Source organism: Dactylosporangium cerinum (assembly GCF_042653625.1).
Taxonomy (GTDB): Bacteria; Actinomycetota; Actinomycetes; order Mycobacteriales; family Micromonosporaceae; genus Dactylosporangium; species Dactylosporangium cerinum.
On record NZ_JBHSIU010000010.1, the window covers coordinates 189957 to 205009 of the forward strand.

Below are 15053 nucleotides of genomic sequence, written 5' to 3' on the forward strand. Positions count from 1 at the left end.
TGCTCGTGTGACCGATCCCCAGCCGCCGTCCTGGCGCGGGGCGCCGCCGGCGCCGCGCAAGCAGATCCCGGGTGACCTGCCGTTCGTGGTGCGGCGCAGCGCCGGGCGGCTGTCGGTGCTCTTCGGTTCGGTGTTCGCGTTGATCTGGGTGCTGGCGACCGGCCAGCTGGCGTTCGGCCTCCTCGCGGGCGAGTCCCCGGACCGCACCGGCGGCGATGTGGTCGCCGTGGTGGCCGGCGGGTTCTGTGCCGCCATCATCTTCGGGGTGGCCGTGCTGATCATGGTCCGGATCATCCTCGCAAACGGTCCGGTGCTCGCGCTCGACCACTTCGGTCTCTGGGTCAAGAACTCGCAGGCCGTCTGGGGCAAGGCGGTCTGGGTTCCCTGGGAGGCCGTCGAGCGGGTCGCCCGGCGCCGTTTCCTGCTGACCCGGGTGATCGCCGTCTCGGTGGGCGGGGCACGCTACCTGGTGCCGCTGCGGCTCAACGACCGCACCGAATCGGAGATCATCGGCGCCCTTGCGCAGTTCGGCGGTCGCTCAGTACTTGAACCGCGAGACCAGTCCGCGTAGCTCGTCGGACAGTGACGCCAGGTCCGCGGCGGCCTGCCGGCTCTCGCCGGTGCTCTGCGCCGTGGCCTGCGCGGCCGTGGCGACCCCGCTGATGTGCGCGGCGATCTCCGCGCCGAGGTTGGCGGCCTCGCCGACGTTGCGGTTCATCTCGTTCGTCGTGGCGGTCTGCTCCTCCACGGCGCTGGCGATCGTCATCTGGTAGTCGTTGATCCGGGCGATGATGTCGCCGATCTCGCTGATCGCCTCGACCGCCCGGCCGGTGTCGGCCTGGATCGCCTCCACCCGCCGGGAGATGTCCTCGGTCGCCTTCGCCGTCTCCTGCGCCAGGTCCTTCACCTCGCCGGCGACGACCGCGAAGCCCTTGCCGGACTCGCCGGCCCGGGCGGCCTCGATGGTGGCGTTGAGGGCGAGCAGGTTGGTCTGCTCCGCGATGGACGTGATCGCCTTGATGACCGAGCTGATCTGCGCCGAGGACTCGCCGAGGCTGGCGATCGTCGCGTTCGTCGACTGCGCCACCGCCACGGCCTGCGCGGCCACCCGGGCGCCCTCGTTGGCGCTGGCGGAGATCTCGCGGATCGACGAGCCCATCTCGTCGGCGCCGGTGGAGACCGTCTGCATGTTGCGCGACACCTGGTCCGCGCTGTGCGCGGCGGAGCTCGCCTGGGTGCTGGCCGAGTCGGCGTTCACCGCGATGCGGTCGCTGAGCGAGGTGAGCTGCGAGGAGTTGGACGACAGCGTGTCCGCGCTGGTCCGCAGCGCCCGGACGGTTTCCCGCACCGACTCGGTGGCCTGGTTGAGCGACGCCGCCATCTGCCCGACCTCGTCGCGGGACGTGACCGGCACGGTGTGGGTGAGGTCGCCCGCGGCCACCTTCGCCAGGGACTGCGACACGTCGCGCAGCGGCCGCACGATCCGCCGGGTGATGGCCGCGGCGAGCAGCACCGCCAGCAGCAACCCCACGACGATCACGATGACGATCAGGCGCACCGCCGCGTGGTACGTATCCGCGGTGGCTTTGACCTGCGCGTTCGCGTCGGCAACCTCGGCGTCGACGAGGCGCTGCAACGACGCGTCCATCAGCTTCTGGCCGTCGTCGAACGCCTTGATCAGCGCCGGGAGTTCGGTCGGGATGGTCATGCCGGCCGGCGGCGGCTGGCGGAACGCGACCGTGTCGCGCAGGCCGCGGTACTGCGTGGCGGACTTGTCGAAGGCCCGGACAACGTCCGCGTTGTGGCCGTGCTTCACTGAACGGTAGGCGGCGATCGAGTCATCGACGATTTTGTCGTCGGCGTGGACCATCCGCACGAACTCCGCGACGCTGGGGCCCTGCCCGCCGCTGCCCGTGGTGGCGAAGTAGAAGGCCATGTCCGAATACATCTTCTCGATGCCGCCGCGGGCCGCGTCCACGTGGCGCAGACCGTCGACGTTCTGCTCCTTGATCGTGGTGAGCCGGTCGTTGAGCGTGCTCATCCGCGTGATCGACAGGCCGCCGACGCCGATCGCCACGAGGATGACGATGACGACGGCGAGGTAGATCTTGCCGCCGACCCGCATGTCGTGGAAGGCGCGTAGGGGACCGGAGCGCGATGGAGCTGTGGGAGCGGTCACGGCAGGAGCACCTCATTCGGCGGGCGGCCAGCAAATAGCCTGTGACCGGCACATCGGCGTGACCGGGCCGCACCTGAGGAGCAACTTGCGGGTCGGCTTTGTCTGACGTTCCGGGATGGCTTCGTTTGATTTTCCGGAGGCGGCGGGCACCACAACCGGCGAGGGTGCCACGGAATTGTCAGACCCTGCGGCTACGCTCGCGGGCAGCAGCGCACCAGATCATTGGAGAGCATCGAGTTGACCGCACAACCCGAGACCTTGTACGGGGCTGACGACCTCACGCTCCTCGAAGGGCTGGACGCTGTCCGTAAGCGGCCCGGCATGTACATCGGCTCGACCGACAGCCGCGGCGTCGCTCACCTGTTCAACGAGATCGTCGACAACTCCACCGACGAGGGCATCGCGGGCCACGCGACCCGCGTCGAGGTGACCTTGCACGCCGACGGTTCCGTCCAGGTCGACGACGACGGTCGCGGCATTCCCGTCGGCGTGCACGCGAAGTCGGGCATGTCCGGGGTCGAGCTGGTGCTGACCCGACTGCACGCCGGCGGCAAGTTCGGCGGGTCGGGATACAAGACCTCCGGCGGCCTGCACGGCGTCGGCGCGTCCGCGGTCAATGCGCTGTCGCACCGCTTCGACGTCACCGTGCGCCGCGACGGCAAGGTCCACCACATGGCCTTCCAGCACGGCGTCCCCGGCGACTTCGACGGCACCGGCCCGGCCGCGCCGTTCACCCGCCGCTCGGGGCTCAGCGTCACCGGCCGGATGAAGCGCGGCCAGTCCAGCGGCACGTCGATCCGCTACTGGCACGACGCCCGCTACTTCGAGACCGGCGCCACGCTCGACATCGAGACGGTCCGCACCAAGCTGCGCAACACCGCGTTCCTCGTCCCCGGCGTGGCCTATGTGCTCAAGGACGCGACCGGCGGGCAGATCGCGACCGAGACGTTCCAGTATCCCAACGGACTCGCCGACATGGTCGAGTTCCTGGCGCCGTCCGGCGACCGGGCCGTCTGCGGCATGCTGCACATCACCGGCGAGGGCACCTACAAGGAGAACGCCGCCGACGAGAACGGCGTCATGAAGGCCAACGTCGAACGCCGCGCCGAGGTCGAGATCGCGCTGCGCTGGGGCACCGGCTATGAGCGGATCGTGGAGTCGTTCACCAACACGATCCGCAACGTGCACGGCGGCACGCACCGCCGCGGCTTCGAGCGCGGCGCGCTGCGGGCGCTCGCCGACGCGATCCGCAACACCCGCGGCCTGCTGCGGCCGAAGGAGGACCTGCCGACCCTCGACGACGTGCTCGAGGGCATGACGGCGGTCATCCACGTGCGGATCCCCGAGCCGCAGTTCACCTCGCAGACCAAGGACGAGCTGTCCACGGCGCCGGTCACCCGGGTCGTGCAGGGGATCGTCGAGCAGCAGGTGAAGGCGTGGGTCGAGGCCCGCAAGACCAAGGTCGAGGCCCGCACCGTCCTGCAGAAGATCGTCGACGCGGCGCGGGTGCGCCTCACCCAGAAGCAGCAGAAGGACGCCGCCCGGCGCAAGACGGCGCTTGAAGGCGCGTCGATGCCGGCGAAGCTGGTCGACTGCCGCTCCACCGGCGTGCAGCGCAGCGAGCTGTTCATCGTCGAGGGTGACAGCGCCCTCGGCACCGCCCGGATGGCCCGCTCCTCGGAGTATCAGGCGCTGCTGCCGATCCGCGGCAAGATCCTCAACGTGCAGAAGGCCAACATCCAGCAGGTCCTGGACAACGCCGAGTGCTCCGCGATCGTGCAGGTGCTCGGCGCCGGCTCCGGCCGCACGTTCGACCTCGAGTCGATGCGCTACGGGCGAATCCTGATCATGGCCGACGCCGACGTCGACGGATCGCACATCCGCACGCTGCTCATCACGCTGTTCGCCAAGTACATGCGCCCGGCGATCGCCGACGGCCGGCTCTACGCCGCCGTCCCGCCCCTGCACAAGATCGTCACCAAGGGGCGCAACCCGGAGACGATCTACACGTACACGCAGCAGGAGATGGTCAGCACCGTCACCCGGCTGGAGAAGGCCAACAAGCAGGTCGTCACGCCGATCCCGCGATTCAAGGGTCTCGGTGAGATGGACGCCGACGAGCTGTGGGACACCACGATGAATCCGGCGACCCGGGCCGTGCGGCGCATCACCCTCGACGACGTCGAGAAGGCCGAGGAGGTCCTCGAGCTGCTCATGGGTGAGCGGGTCGAGCCCCGCCGCAACTGGCTCATCGACGCCGCGCCGCGGGTCGACCAAGAGAACATCGACGCCTGAGTCAGGAAGGGTAGTTCGCCGACATGGCACGCAAGGCCACACCAGTGAAGGCCGACCTGTCCGCTTTCGACCAGGCGGGTGCGCGGGTCCTCAACAACCCGCTCATCACCGAGGTCGAGGACTCCTACCTGGAGTATGCGTATTCGGTCATCCACTCCCGTGCGCTGCCCGACGCGCGGGACGGCCTCAAGCCGGTGCACCGCCGGATCCTGTTCTCGATGAGCGAGCAGGGGCACCGCCCCGACCGCGGCCACGTCAAGTCGTCCCGCGTCGTCGGTGACGTCATGGGTAAGTACCACCCCCACGGCGACAGCGCGATCTACGACGCGATGGTCCGCATGGCGCAGGACTTCTCGCTCAACGTGCCCCTCATCGACGGCCACGGCAACTTCGGCTCCCCGGACGACGGGCCGGCCGCCTCGCGATACACCGAGGCCAGGATGTCGCGGGAGGCGATGCTGCTCGTCGGCGAGCTCGACGAGGGCACCGTGGACTTCCGGCCCAACTACGACGGATCCCTCGAGGAGCCGTCGGTGCTGCCGGCCGCGTTCCCCAACCTGCTGGTCAACGGCTCCTCGGGCATCGCCGTCGGCATGGCCACCAACATGATCCCGCACAACCTCGGCGAGGTCGTCGCCGCGGCCCGCTGGCTCATCAACCACCCGGCCGCCACCCTGGACAAACTCATGGAGTTCGTCCCCGGCCCGGACCTGCCGACCGGCGGGCTGCTGCTGGGCCTCGACGAGGTCCGCCGCGCCTACGAGACCGGCCGCGGCGTCGTGCGCATGCGCGGCCGGATCGAGATCGGCCTGCTCGAGGGCAGCCGCGGCCGGCAGGCGATCACCGTCACCGAGCTGCCCTACGGCATCGGCGCCGAGAAGGTCATCGAGAAGATCACCGACGAGGTCAACAAGACCAAGCGCCTGCAGGGCATCGCCGACGTCAAGGACCTCACCGACCGGGAGAACGGCACCCGGCTGGTCATCGAGTGCAAGGTCGGCGTCAACCCGCAGGCCCTCCTCGCCGACCTCTACCGGCTGACCCCGCTCGAGCAGTCCTTCGGCGTCAACAACCTCGTCCTCGTCGACGGCCAGCCGCAGACCCTCGGCCTCAAGCCCCTGCTCGAGGTGTTCCTCGCGCACCGCTACGAGGTCGTGACCCGCCGCACCGAGTTCCGCCGCAAGAAGCGCCAGGACCGGCTGCACCTCGTCGACGGCCTGCTGGTCGCGCTGCTGGACATCGACCGGGTCGTCGCTCTCATCCGTGCCAGCGAGAACGCGGCCGCCGCCAAGGCGTCCCTGATGAGCGAGTTCGGTCTCAGCGACATCCAGGCCACCTACATTCTGGACACCCCGCTGCGGCGCCTCACCCGCTACGACCGCATCGAGCTGGAGGCCGAGCAGGCCCGCCTCAACGACGAGATCGCCGCGCTCAGCCAGATCCTCGACGACGAGAAGGTCCTCAAGAAGGTCGTCTCCGACGAGCTCGCCGCCGTCGTCAAGGAGTTCGCCCAGCCGCGCCGCACCACCCTCATCGACGGCGACCTCAAGGAGGTCCTCGCCGCGTCCGTCCCCGCCGGTCCCCTCGAGGTGTCCGACGACCCGTGCCAGGTCCTGCTGTCCAGCACCGGCCTCGTCGCCCGCACCGCCGCCGAGTCGGAGGAGGCCCCCGAGGGCAGCCGCAAGGCCGGCCGCGACAAGCACGACACCGTCCGCGCCGTCGTGCACACCACGGCCCGCGGCCAGGTCCTGCTCGTCACCAGCCTCGGCCGGGCGTTCAAGGTCGACGTCCTGCCCCTGCCGGTCCTGCCCGAGCAGACCGGCACCGTCTCCCTGCGCGGCGGCATGTCCACCGCCGAGCTCGTCCCGCTCCAGGCCGGCGAGACCGTCGTCACCCTCGCCCCGCTCGGCGGCCCGGGCGCCGAAGGCTCACCCGGCCTCGCCCTCGGCACCCGCAACGGCATGGTGAAGATCTGCGCCCCCGAGTGGCCGGTCCGCGCCGACGAGTTCGAGGTCATCGGCCTCCGCGAAGGCGACGAGGTCGTCGGTGCGACCTGGCTCGGCGACGGCACCGAGACCCTCGCGTTCGTCACCTCCGACGCGTCGCTGCTGCGCTTCCCGGCCAAGCTCGTGCGCCCCCAGGGCCTCAAGGGCGGCGGCATGGCCGGCGTGGCCCTCCCGGACGGCGCCCAGGTCCTCTTCTTCGGCGCCGTCAACACCCAGGACCCGCAGCACGGCGAGCCCATGGTCGTCACCGCCACCATCGGCAACGCCAAGATGACCCCGCTGCGCCTCTACCCGGCGAAGGGCCGGGCCACGGGCGGCGTCCGAGCCCAGCGCTTCCTCAAGGGCGAGACCCGCCTGGTCCTCGCCTGGGTCGGCCCCCGCCCCGCAGCCTCCTCCACCAAGGGCGAACCCCGCGACCTGCCCGCCCCCGACCAGCGCCGCGACGGCTCGGGCGCCCAGCTGCGCGCCCCGGAGATCGTCGGCCACCTCGTCGAGCGCGGCTGACCCGCGCCGCCACACCGGTAGCCGCCGCGGTGTTTGGGGCGGCGGCTACCGGGCTCGCCACCGGCTGCGCCGGGCGCGGTTGACTCCGCCGCAGCGCCGATTTGCCGCCGCGGTGCTGTGGGGGCAGCGGTTCCAGGGGTTCGTCGCCGACTTCGTCGGGCGTGGCTGGCCGTCGTCGGACCGGCCGGGGCCGCACCAACTGCAGCCTGGCCGTGGTTGCCGTCGCGAGGATGCCCTACCTGTTTCCTGACGCTGCCGGGGTGTTACGTCCTGTTTTGCCGGCCTCTGGTCCGGTGTCCGCTGTTGTGGTGTATGAGCGGCCGGGTGGCGCCTTGGATCATGAACCGAGCCGCCGCATCCGCCGTCGTGTCGCGGTGAAAGCGTGAGGCGCGGGAGGCGTCCGTACACGTCCCCACCCCATCGCGCTTGCTGGCGAACATCTGCGCGACGTCCCGGTCCAGGGCCGTTCCGCCGACGCCGGCATGGTGACCGTTCGCGACGTCCGTCGCGGGGCGCGCGGGCGGGAGCGGCTGATCCGGTTCTCGGGTAGCGCTGGAATGCCGCGCCGGGCGCGCGGGGGTCGTTGCCATTCCTCGCCCGGATATGGGGATGTGTTCGGAGGTTTTGCAACTGGCGGCGGTGTGAGACCACCGAATGACGCCCCTCGACGGCGCTGGATCAGGTGCGTGCGAGTCTGGCTTGGGATCACCGTAAGACGGCACGAACCGGGACCACGCAACCCTGTCGCACGGACGCGCCAGCGGCCGGGCGGAACCACCGAGCCCCGAGGACCGACACCAGCGAGGCTCCAAGCGGATTACCCCCACCGGAACCTCAACCGGCAGCTACCAAGAGGCTCTTGGGGGAGAACACGCCGAAAGCGGCAGGCCGAGGGTTGGCGAGCTGGCTACGCGTTGAGGTCGACGTAGGTGGGGTCGAGCGGTTGGGGGGCGCCTTCGTCCAGGGACTCCTCCAGGACCTCGGCAAGCTCGGCGAACGCCTCCTCGACCGGCGAAAGCCCGGCGAGCAGATCGGCGAGGGGGCGCCGGCCGATGAACCGGGCGCCGTGCCGGTCCACGGCCAGCAGTGCCAGCAGGGCGTCCTCATTGCGGGTGGGGAGGGCGCCCGCGGCGTCCTCCCAGAACAGGACGTGGTCCGAGCTGTCGTCGTCCTTGAACGCACCGGCGCCGGCCAACATCAGCAGCAGTTGCTGGGCCGGGCCCTCCCAGGCGCCGGAGTGGCCGACCGTCCACAGGTACGCCTCCAGGGCGCCGTCGCGGTGGCGCAGCACCGTGAGGGTCGTGGGGTCGGTCAGGCGCCCGGCGAGCAGGTCGCGTGGCGTCGTCGCGGCGGAGGTCCAGGTCGACGAAGCCTCGCGGGAGGACCAGTACCAGCCCTCGAACATCGAAGCCGGGTTCGAGATGGTCGAGGCGGGCGGCAGTGGGGTGCCGAGCCAGGCGTCGAAACCCTTGCGGGGCATGGTGATCCGGGCCGCCGTGATGAAGGTGAAGGACACGGGGCGGAGCTTAGCAGGCGGCTATTCCCAGCGGGTATACCCACCGGGTATAGTCGGCAGGCATGACGGTCTCGTACGCGTTGCTCGGGCTCCTGCAAGAGGCGGACCGCCACGGCTACGACCTCAAGCAGTCCTACGACCGGCGGTTCGGCGCGGTGCGTCCGCTGCGGTTCGGCGCGGTGTACCGGACGCTCGCGCAGCTGCAACGCGACGGCCTGGTCGCGATCGTCGGCGTCGAGTCCGGCGCCGGTCCTGACCGCAAGCGCTACTCGATCACCGCGGAAGGGGTGACGGACTTGGAGCGCTGGTTGTCCGAGCCGGAGGAGCCGCAACCGCAGCTCCAGACGGTGCTGTTCCAGAAGGTCCTGCTGGCGTTGATGGCCGGGCGGCCCGCGATCGAGTATCTCGACATGCAGCGCGAGGCGCACCTGAAGGTGATGCGGGAGCTCACCGCGGCGCGCCGGACGGCAAAACTGCGCGATGGGCTGCACATCGACTTCCAGCTGTTCCACATCGAGGCGGACCTGCGGTGGATCGACCACGCGGCGGGGCGCCTGGACCACCTGATCGAAGAGATGGAGATGGAGGTCGAGTCGTGAACGAGACCCCGCTGCTGATCGGGCGAGGACTGCACAAGAGTTTCGGGTCGACGCCGGCCCTGCGCGGGGCGGACGTCGCGGTCGCGGCGGGTGAGGTGCTCGCCGTGATGGGGCCGAGCGGCGCGGGGAAGTCCACGCTGCTGCACTGCCTGGCCGGTCTGATCAGGCCGGACGCCGGCGACGTGGTGTTCGAGGGGCGGCTCGTCAACCGGATGCCGGACCGGGAGCGGAGCCGGTTGCGCCGCAGCGTGTTCGGCTACGTGTTCCAGTTCGGCCAGCTGGTGCCGGAGCTGCGGGTGCTGGAGAACATCGCGCTGCCGCTGCTGCTGGCCGGGAAGGGACGGCGGACCGCGTTCGAGGCCGCCGGGCAGTGGCTGCCGCGGCTGGGGCTGGTGGACGTCGGGGACCGGCTGGCCGGTGAGGTCTCCGGCGGGCAGGGGCAGCGGGCCGCGATCGCCCGCGCGTTGATCGCCAAGCCCCGGGTGGTGTTCGCCGACGAGCCGACCGGCTCGCTGGACACCGTCGCCGGGGACGAGGTGATGGAGCTGCTCGTGACGGCGGCGAAGACCGAGGGCGCGGGCGTTGTGGTGGTCACCCACGAGTCGCGGGTCGCGGCGTACGCCGACCGCCAGATCACCGTCCGCGACGGGCGGATCGTGCAGCCGGCGAGGGCGGCATGAACATCGTGCTGGGCATCCGGATGGCCCTCGCCGGCGGCCGGGAGGCCGTGGCCCGGATGGCGTTGATGACGATCGGCGTCGCGACCGGGGTGGTGCTGCTCCTGCTGAGCCTGACCGCGTTGCCGATCCTGCAGCAGCACATCGACCGGCTCGCCTGGCACCGCACCGACGCGGCCAGTCCGGCGACCGCGCCCGACCCGGCGCTGTGGCTGGCCGTCACGGACCGGTATGCGGGCAAGGACGTCACCCGGGTCCACGTCGCCGCGCTGGGGGAGCACCCGCCGGTGCCGCCGGGCATGGACCGGCTGCCCGGGCCCGGTGAGCTGATCGTGTCGCCGGCGCTCGCCGAGCTGCTGCGGACCGTGCCGGCCGACCAGCTGGGCGACCGGTTCCCGGGGCGGGTCGTCGGCGAGATCAAGCCCGCCGGGCTCATCATGCCCGACGAGCTGGTCGGCATCGTGGGACGCACCCCGGAGCAGATGCGCGCGACGTACGGCACGACCGTGATCCACGGCATCGAGCAACCGGGTGAGCGCCAGGACCTGTACGCCATCCTCGGGGTCCTCTTCGGGATGCTCGCCGCACTCATCATCGGCCCGGTCGCGGTCTTCGTCTCGATGGCCGCGCGGGTCGGCGGGGTGCGGCGCGAGCAGCGCTTCGGCGCGCTGCGGCTGGCCGGTGCGACCCGGCTGCAGACCGCGACGCTCGCCGCGACCGAGACCGCCGGCGCGGCGCTCGCCGGGATCGCGGTCGGCGGCGGGGCGTTCGTGGCGCTGCGGCCGGTCTTCGCGAAGGGCATCACGCTGGGCCACGGTATGCCGATCTTCCCGCAGGACATCCGGGTGCCGGTGGTGCCGATGGTGGTGGCGCTGGTCGCGGTGTTCGTCCTGGCCGTCGGCACGGCGGTGGTGACGCTCGCCGCGGTGCGGCCGTGGCAGCACGGCAAGAAACGCAGAAGGGAACCGCGGGCGTGGCGGTTGCTGCCCCTCGCCGCAGGGATCGCCGGTTCCTGGTACTCCGCCCAGTTGAGCAACGACCCCGACCAGGAGCCGCCCGTGTACGTGGGGGTGCTGGCCGCAATCGCTTCGCTGTCCATGCTGGTCGGGTTCTTCCTGGTCGGGGCCTGGGCGTGTCACTGGGTCGCCCGTGGCCTGGCCCGGCTCAGCGGCGGCCCGACCACGCTGATGGTGGCGCGCCGGATCGCCGCGGACCCGTACAGCGCGTTCCGGTCCGTCAGCGGCGCCGCCCTCGCCATGTACGTGGCGACCTCCATCGCCCTCGTCGCGGTGCAGGGCCGGCCCGCGGCCGCGGAAACCCCGTCGGTGCTGGACAGCGGGGTCGTCGCGGTCCACGTGCAGGGCGTGCCCGAGGAGGCCCTCGCCCCGCTCATGACCGGGGACGTGACGGTCGCCCGGCGCGACCCGTCCCGTCAGGTCGTGATCGCCTGCGCCGACCTGGCCCGGGTGACGGACCTGGGCTGCCCGCTGCCGCAGTACGTCGAGGGTCCGACGGGCAACGAGGACTATCTCGCCCTGGAAGACCTGTTCGAGCTGCCGTACCCCGGGGCGAGCGGCGCCGATCACATCTTCGACGCCAGCGGTTTCCTCGAGCCCGGCCCGGACGCCGGTGAACTGGCGATCCAGACGCTGTTCATCCGGACCGACGGGACCGTCGCGGCGCAGGAACGCGTCCGCACCGTCGCCGCGGTCGCGGTGCCGCTGTCGCGCAGCAAGACCAGCCAGGACCTGCCCCGCAGCGGCGCCGCCGGATCGGTCGGCGGCCTGGCGGCCGTGCTGCCCTACGCGATGGTGTTCGTGCTGCTGGTCGCCGCCTGCAGCCTGACCGTGTCGGTGATCAACGGCGTGCTGGAGCGTCGGCGCCCGTTCGCGGTGCTGCGCGCGTCGGGCATGCGCCTGGGCCAGCTGCGCGCCGTGGTGGTGCTCGAGATCGGGCTGCCGCTGGCGCTCAGCGTGCTCGGCGGTGTCGGGCTGGCGCTGCTGGCCACGGCCGTGGCGTTGCCGCCGGGGCAGTGGAACTGGCCGGACCCCGGCTTCTTCGCCGGCCTCGGCGTCGCGGCGCTCGCGGCCTTCGCGGTGTCGCTGATCGCGTTGCCGTTCATGGACATCGCGACCAGGCACGACACCGTGCGCTTCGAATGAGCCCTCAGCCGCCGACGTGGATACCGGGACGCCGGGAGGGATCCGGCTCCGCGGACCGGATGATCTCGCGGACCACCGGAGCGGTGTCGCCGCGGCCGAGGATGAGGTACCGGAAGAGGTGGCCGAGCGGATTGCCCTCCGCCCAGGCGAAGTAGGCGTGCGGTCGCACCCCGGTGGCGTTGCGCAGGGCGAGGAGGATCGCGGCCATCGCGTTCGGCGCGGCCGGGCTCTCGGTGCGCAGGATGCGGTGGTTGCCGACCTGGACGCCGCGGACCTGCAGGGTGCCGCTGAAGGTGGACGGGTCGACGACGGTGACCTCGAGGAAGAGGATGTCGGCGCGGCCGGGGACGGGGTTGACGCCACGCTGCTCGCGTTCCTTGTCGGCGTACTCCTCCTCGTCGCCGGACTCGCGGTGGGCGATGAGATTGAGCTCGCCGTCGTAGTCGATGGAGTCGGTGACGAAGCGCCGGGCCGGCTCGTCGAACTCGATCGCGTCGGCGCGCAGCTCGGTGGTGCGGGTGACCCGGGAGACGAGCGACACGACGATGATGCCGGCGATGAAGATGCCGGAGATGGTGATGCCGTCGGGCTTCTCGATGACGTTGGCGACCAGGGCGTACAGCAGGATCAGGGTCAGCACGGTGAACATGACGGTCTTCGAGCGCTCGCCGGCGCGGGCGGCGGAGATGGTCACGGCGACCGCACCGGAGACCATCATCGCCAGGATGCCGGTCGCGTAGGCGCCGGCCTGGGCGTTGACGTCGGCGCCGAAGGCGATGGTGATGCCGATGCTGATCGCGGTGTACACCAGCACGATCGGACGCACGGCGCGGCCCCAGTCGGGTGCCATGCCGTAGGAGGGCAGGTACCGCGGGATGATGTTGATCAGGCCGGCCATCGCCGAGGCACCCGCGAACCACAGGATGAGGACGCTGGAGACGTCGTAGGCCGTGCCGAACATGTTGCCGAGCTTCTCGTGCGCCAGGAACGCCAGGGCCCGGCCGTTCGCCGCGCCGCCGGGCTGGAACTCCTTCGCCGGGATCAGCACCGTGGTGATGAAGCTGGTCGCCACCAGGTACACCGACATGATGACGGCGGCCGTGGTGAGCAGCAGCTTGGTGTTGCGCAGCCGGGACTCGCGGCGCTCCTCGTCGGTGGTGCCGTCCGCGGCGATGAGCGGCATCATGCTGACCCCGGTCTCGAACCCGGACAGGCCGAGCACCAGCGAGGGGAACGCGATGAGCGCGGGCAGGATCAGGCCGCCGAACCCGCTGCCGTGCTCGGTGGTCAGCGCGTGCCGCCAGTCGGCGAGCGCCCCGGCGGTGGTGAAGACGTCGACCGCGCCGACGATCACGATGACGGCGTTGAGCAGCAGGAATACCGCGACGAGGGGGATCGCGACGGCGACGGCCTCGCTGAAGCCGAGCAGGAACACGCCGCCGAGGATCAGCAGCAGCACGACCGTGATCAGGACCTCGTGGCCGTGGATGAAGTCCGGGAAGACCGGGTTCTCGATCATGTGCACGGAGGCGTCGGCCGCCGACAGGGTGATCGTGATGATCCAGGACGTGGCGACGAAGCCGAGCAGCACGAGGACGAACAGTTTCCCGCGCCAGAACGGCAGCAGGTTTTCCAGCATCGCCACCGAGCCCTGCCCGTGCGGGCTCTCACGGGCGACCCGCCGATACATCGGCAGCATCCCCAGCAGGGTGAGCGCGACGATCAGCAGGGTGGCCAGCGGCGACAGGGCGCCGGCCGCGAGCGCGGCGATCGCCGGCAGGTAGGACAGCGTGGAGAAGTAGTCGACGCCGGTCAGCGACATGACCTTCCACCAGGCCTGCGGCTCGGTGTGGTCCTCCTGCGCCTCCGGGCCGATCGGCGCCACGCGGTGCGCCAGCAGCCATCGGCTGACCGGGTTGCCGGGCGGGCTCGGCGGCGCCGGGCTGTCGACCTTCGCGGGCAGGCGGTAATCAACTGAGGTCATCTACAACCAGCCGGATCGTCGGAAGGAGCGGTACAGCACCACCGAGCCGGCGGCCATGATCAGGAGTATCAGATAGAAGCCGTACTGCCAGTGCAGTCCCGGGATGCGGTCGAAGTTCATGCCGTAGATCCCGGCGATGGCGGTCTGCAGCGCGGCGATCGCGGCCCACGAGGCGATCTTGCGCATGTCGTTGTTCTGGTCGAGGCCGACCTGGGCGAGGCGGGCCTGCAGGATCGAGTCGAGCAGCTCGTTGTCCGAGGCGACCCGATCGACCACCTGAGTGAGCCGGCCGAGCAGGTCGGCGAAGTACTGCCGCAACTGCGGCGGCATCTCCACCACCGCCGGGTCGTTCATCCTGCGCAGCGGTGCCTGCAGCGGCACGACCGCCCGCTTGAACTCGACCAGTTCCCGCTTGAGCTGGTAGATCTGCTGCACGTCGCAGCCGCCGACGCGCAGGAACGCGGTCTGCTCCAGCTGCTCCACGTCCTGCTCCACATCGGTCGAGACCTCGTGGTAGACCTCGATCATCCGGTCGCACACCGCATACGCGACCGACCACGGGCCGTTGGCGAGCATGGCCGGGCGCTTCTCGAGCTGCTGGCGGACATCGGCGAGCGCGCCGGCCCCGCCGTGGCGGATCGACACCACGAAGTTCGCGCCGATGAGCAGCGTCACCGCGCCCGTGTCGACGACCTCGGAGGTGGCGGTGAGCTCGGCGTGCTCGACGTACCGGGCGGTGCGCACCACCAGCATCGTCACGTCGCCGCGGCGCTCGACCGCGGGCCGGCGCTCGGCCGCGAGCGCCTTCTGGGCGGTCAGGTCGTCCAGGCCGATCTCCTCGGCGACGGCCGCGAACTGCGCCCACGTCGGCTCGAACAGGCCCAGCCAGACGAACCCGTTGCGCCGCCGGCGGGCCGCCGAGTACGCCTCGTGAAACGTCAGCTCGCCGGGCTGCCGCACGCCCCGGAGATAGAGCGCGCAGTCGACGATCGAGTTCTCCGAGCCGTCGGCGAGCAGGTGGGGCAGCGGCTCGTCGGGCTGGAGGTGGCGCATCATCCGGCCGATCATTCGGCCGACCCGGCGGCCAACCTTGACCTGCTGCACTGCTGAGCCCCCTTCAACGCGGTAGCG

10 protein-coding genes are annotated in these 15053 nt (G+C 71.0%); 6 read left to right on the forward strand and 4 right to left on the reverse strand.

The features are described from left to right. Positions 1-7 precede the first annotated feature (7 nt). Positions 8-571, forward strand: coding sequence for a hypothetical protein (locus ACFPIJ_RS07230; protein WP_380113843.1), 564 nt, complete (start codon positions 8-10; stop codon positions 569-571). On the opposite strand, the gene ACFPIJ_RS07235 is transcribed toward ACFPIJ_RS07230, so the two are convergent. Then, positions 539-2179 (reverse strand): methyl-accepting chemotaxis protein, encoded by a 1641-nt coding sequence (locus tag ACFPIJ_RS07235; protein ID WP_380113844.1) that lies wholly within the window; start codon positions 2177-2179, stop codon positions 539-541. The two genes, ACFPIJ_RS07230 and ACFPIJ_RS07235, sit on opposite strands and share 33 nt — an antisense overlap. Positions 2180-2416: 237 nt before the next feature. On the opposite strand from ACFPIJ_RS07235, the gene ACFPIJ_RS07240 reads away from it, so the two are divergent. Continuing rightward, positions 2417-4474, forward strand: coding sequence for a DNA gyrase/topoisomerase IV subunit B (locus ACFPIJ_RS07240; RefSeq protein ID WP_380113845.1), 2058 nt, complete (start codon positions 2417-2419; stop codon positions 4472-4474). Between the two features lie 23 nt (positions 4475-4497). Then, complete coding sequence (locus ACFPIJ_RS07245) at positions 4498-6984, forward strand: DNA gyrase/topoisomerase IV subunit A (RefSeq protein ID WP_380113846.1); 2487 nt, start codon at positions 4498-4500, stop codon at positions 6982-6984. Between the two features lie 907 nt (positions 6985-7891). Here ACFPIJ_RS07245 and ACFPIJ_RS07250 read toward each other — a convergent pair. Beyond that, positions 7892-8500 (reverse strand): hypothetical protein, encoded by a 609-nt coding sequence (locus ACFPIJ_RS07250; protein ID WP_380113847.1) that lies wholly within the window; start codon positions 8498-8500, stop codon positions 7892-7894. A 62-nt stretch (positions 8501-8562) separates the two neighbouring features. On the opposite strand from ACFPIJ_RS07250, the gene ACFPIJ_RS07255 reads away from it, so the two are divergent. Genes ACFPIJ_RS07255 through ACFPIJ_RS07265 form a run of 3 tightly spaced genes read left to right on the forward strand, consistent with a single transcriptional unit; the run spans position 8563 to position 11938 of the window. Next, on the forward strand, positions 8563-9099 hold the full coding sequence (locus ACFPIJ_RS07255) for a PadR family transcriptional regulator (protein WP_380113848.1): 537 nt from the start codon (positions 8563-8565) through the stop codon (positions 9097-9099). Continuing rightward, complete coding sequence (locus tag ACFPIJ_RS07260) at positions 9096-9779, forward strand: ABC transporter ATP-binding protein (protein ID WP_380113849.1); 684 nt, start codon at positions 9096-9098, stop codon at positions 9777-9779. The genes ACFPIJ_RS07255 and ACFPIJ_RS07260 overlap by 4 nt, the downstream gene beginning before the upstream one ends. Next, on the forward strand, positions 9776-11938 hold the full coding sequence (locus tag ACFPIJ_RS07265; RefSeq protein ID WP_380113850.1) for an ABC transporter permease: 2163 nt from the start codon (positions 9776-9778) through the stop codon (positions 11936-11938). The genes ACFPIJ_RS07260 and ACFPIJ_RS07265 overlap by 4 nt, the downstream gene beginning before the upstream one ends. A gap of 4 nt (positions 11939-11942) precedes the next feature. On the opposite strand, the gene ACFPIJ_RS07270 is transcribed toward ACFPIJ_RS07265, so the two are convergent. Both ACFPIJ_RS07270 and ACFPIJ_RS07275 read right to left on the reverse strand, forming a co-directional pair. Beyond that, positions 11943-13922: an APC family permease gene (locus ACFPIJ_RS07270; RefSeq protein WP_380113851.1), complete on the reverse strand. Its 1980-nt coding sequence runs from the start codon at positions 13920-13922 to the stop codon at positions 11943-11945. Then, positions 13923-14978, reverse strand: a complete 1056-nt coding sequence (locus ACFPIJ_RS07275) for a magnesium and cobalt transport protein CorA (protein WP_380113852.1) — start codon at positions 14976-14978, stop codon at positions 13923-13925. Between the last annotated feature and the right edge of the window lie 75 nt (positions 14979-15053).

What these genes read in the sequence shown, in the direction of transcription:
- ACFPIJ_RS07265 (WP_380113850.1), top strand. Translation starts at nt 9,776, where the DNA reads ATGAACATCGTGCTGGGCATCCGGATGGCCCTCGCCGGCGGCCGGGAG.
- ACFPIJ_RS07255 (WP_380113848.1), top strand. Translation starts at nt 8,563, where the DNA reads ATGACGGTCTCGTACGCGTTGCTCGGGCTCCTGCAAGAGGCGGACCGC.
- ACFPIJ_RS07270 (WP_380113851.1), bottom strand. Translation starts at nt 13,922, where the DNA reads ATGACCTCAGTTGATTACCGCCTGCCCGCGAAGGTCGACAGCCCGGCG.
- ACFPIJ_RS07275 (WP_380113852.1), bottom strand. Translation starts at nt 14,978, where the DNA reads ATGATGCGCCACCTCCAGCCCGACGAGCCGCTGCCCCACCTGCTCGCC.
- ACFPIJ_RS07245 (WP_380113846.1), top strand. Translation starts at nt 4,498, where the DNA reads ATGGCACGCAAGGCCACACCAGTGAAGGCCGACCTGTCCGCTTTCGAC.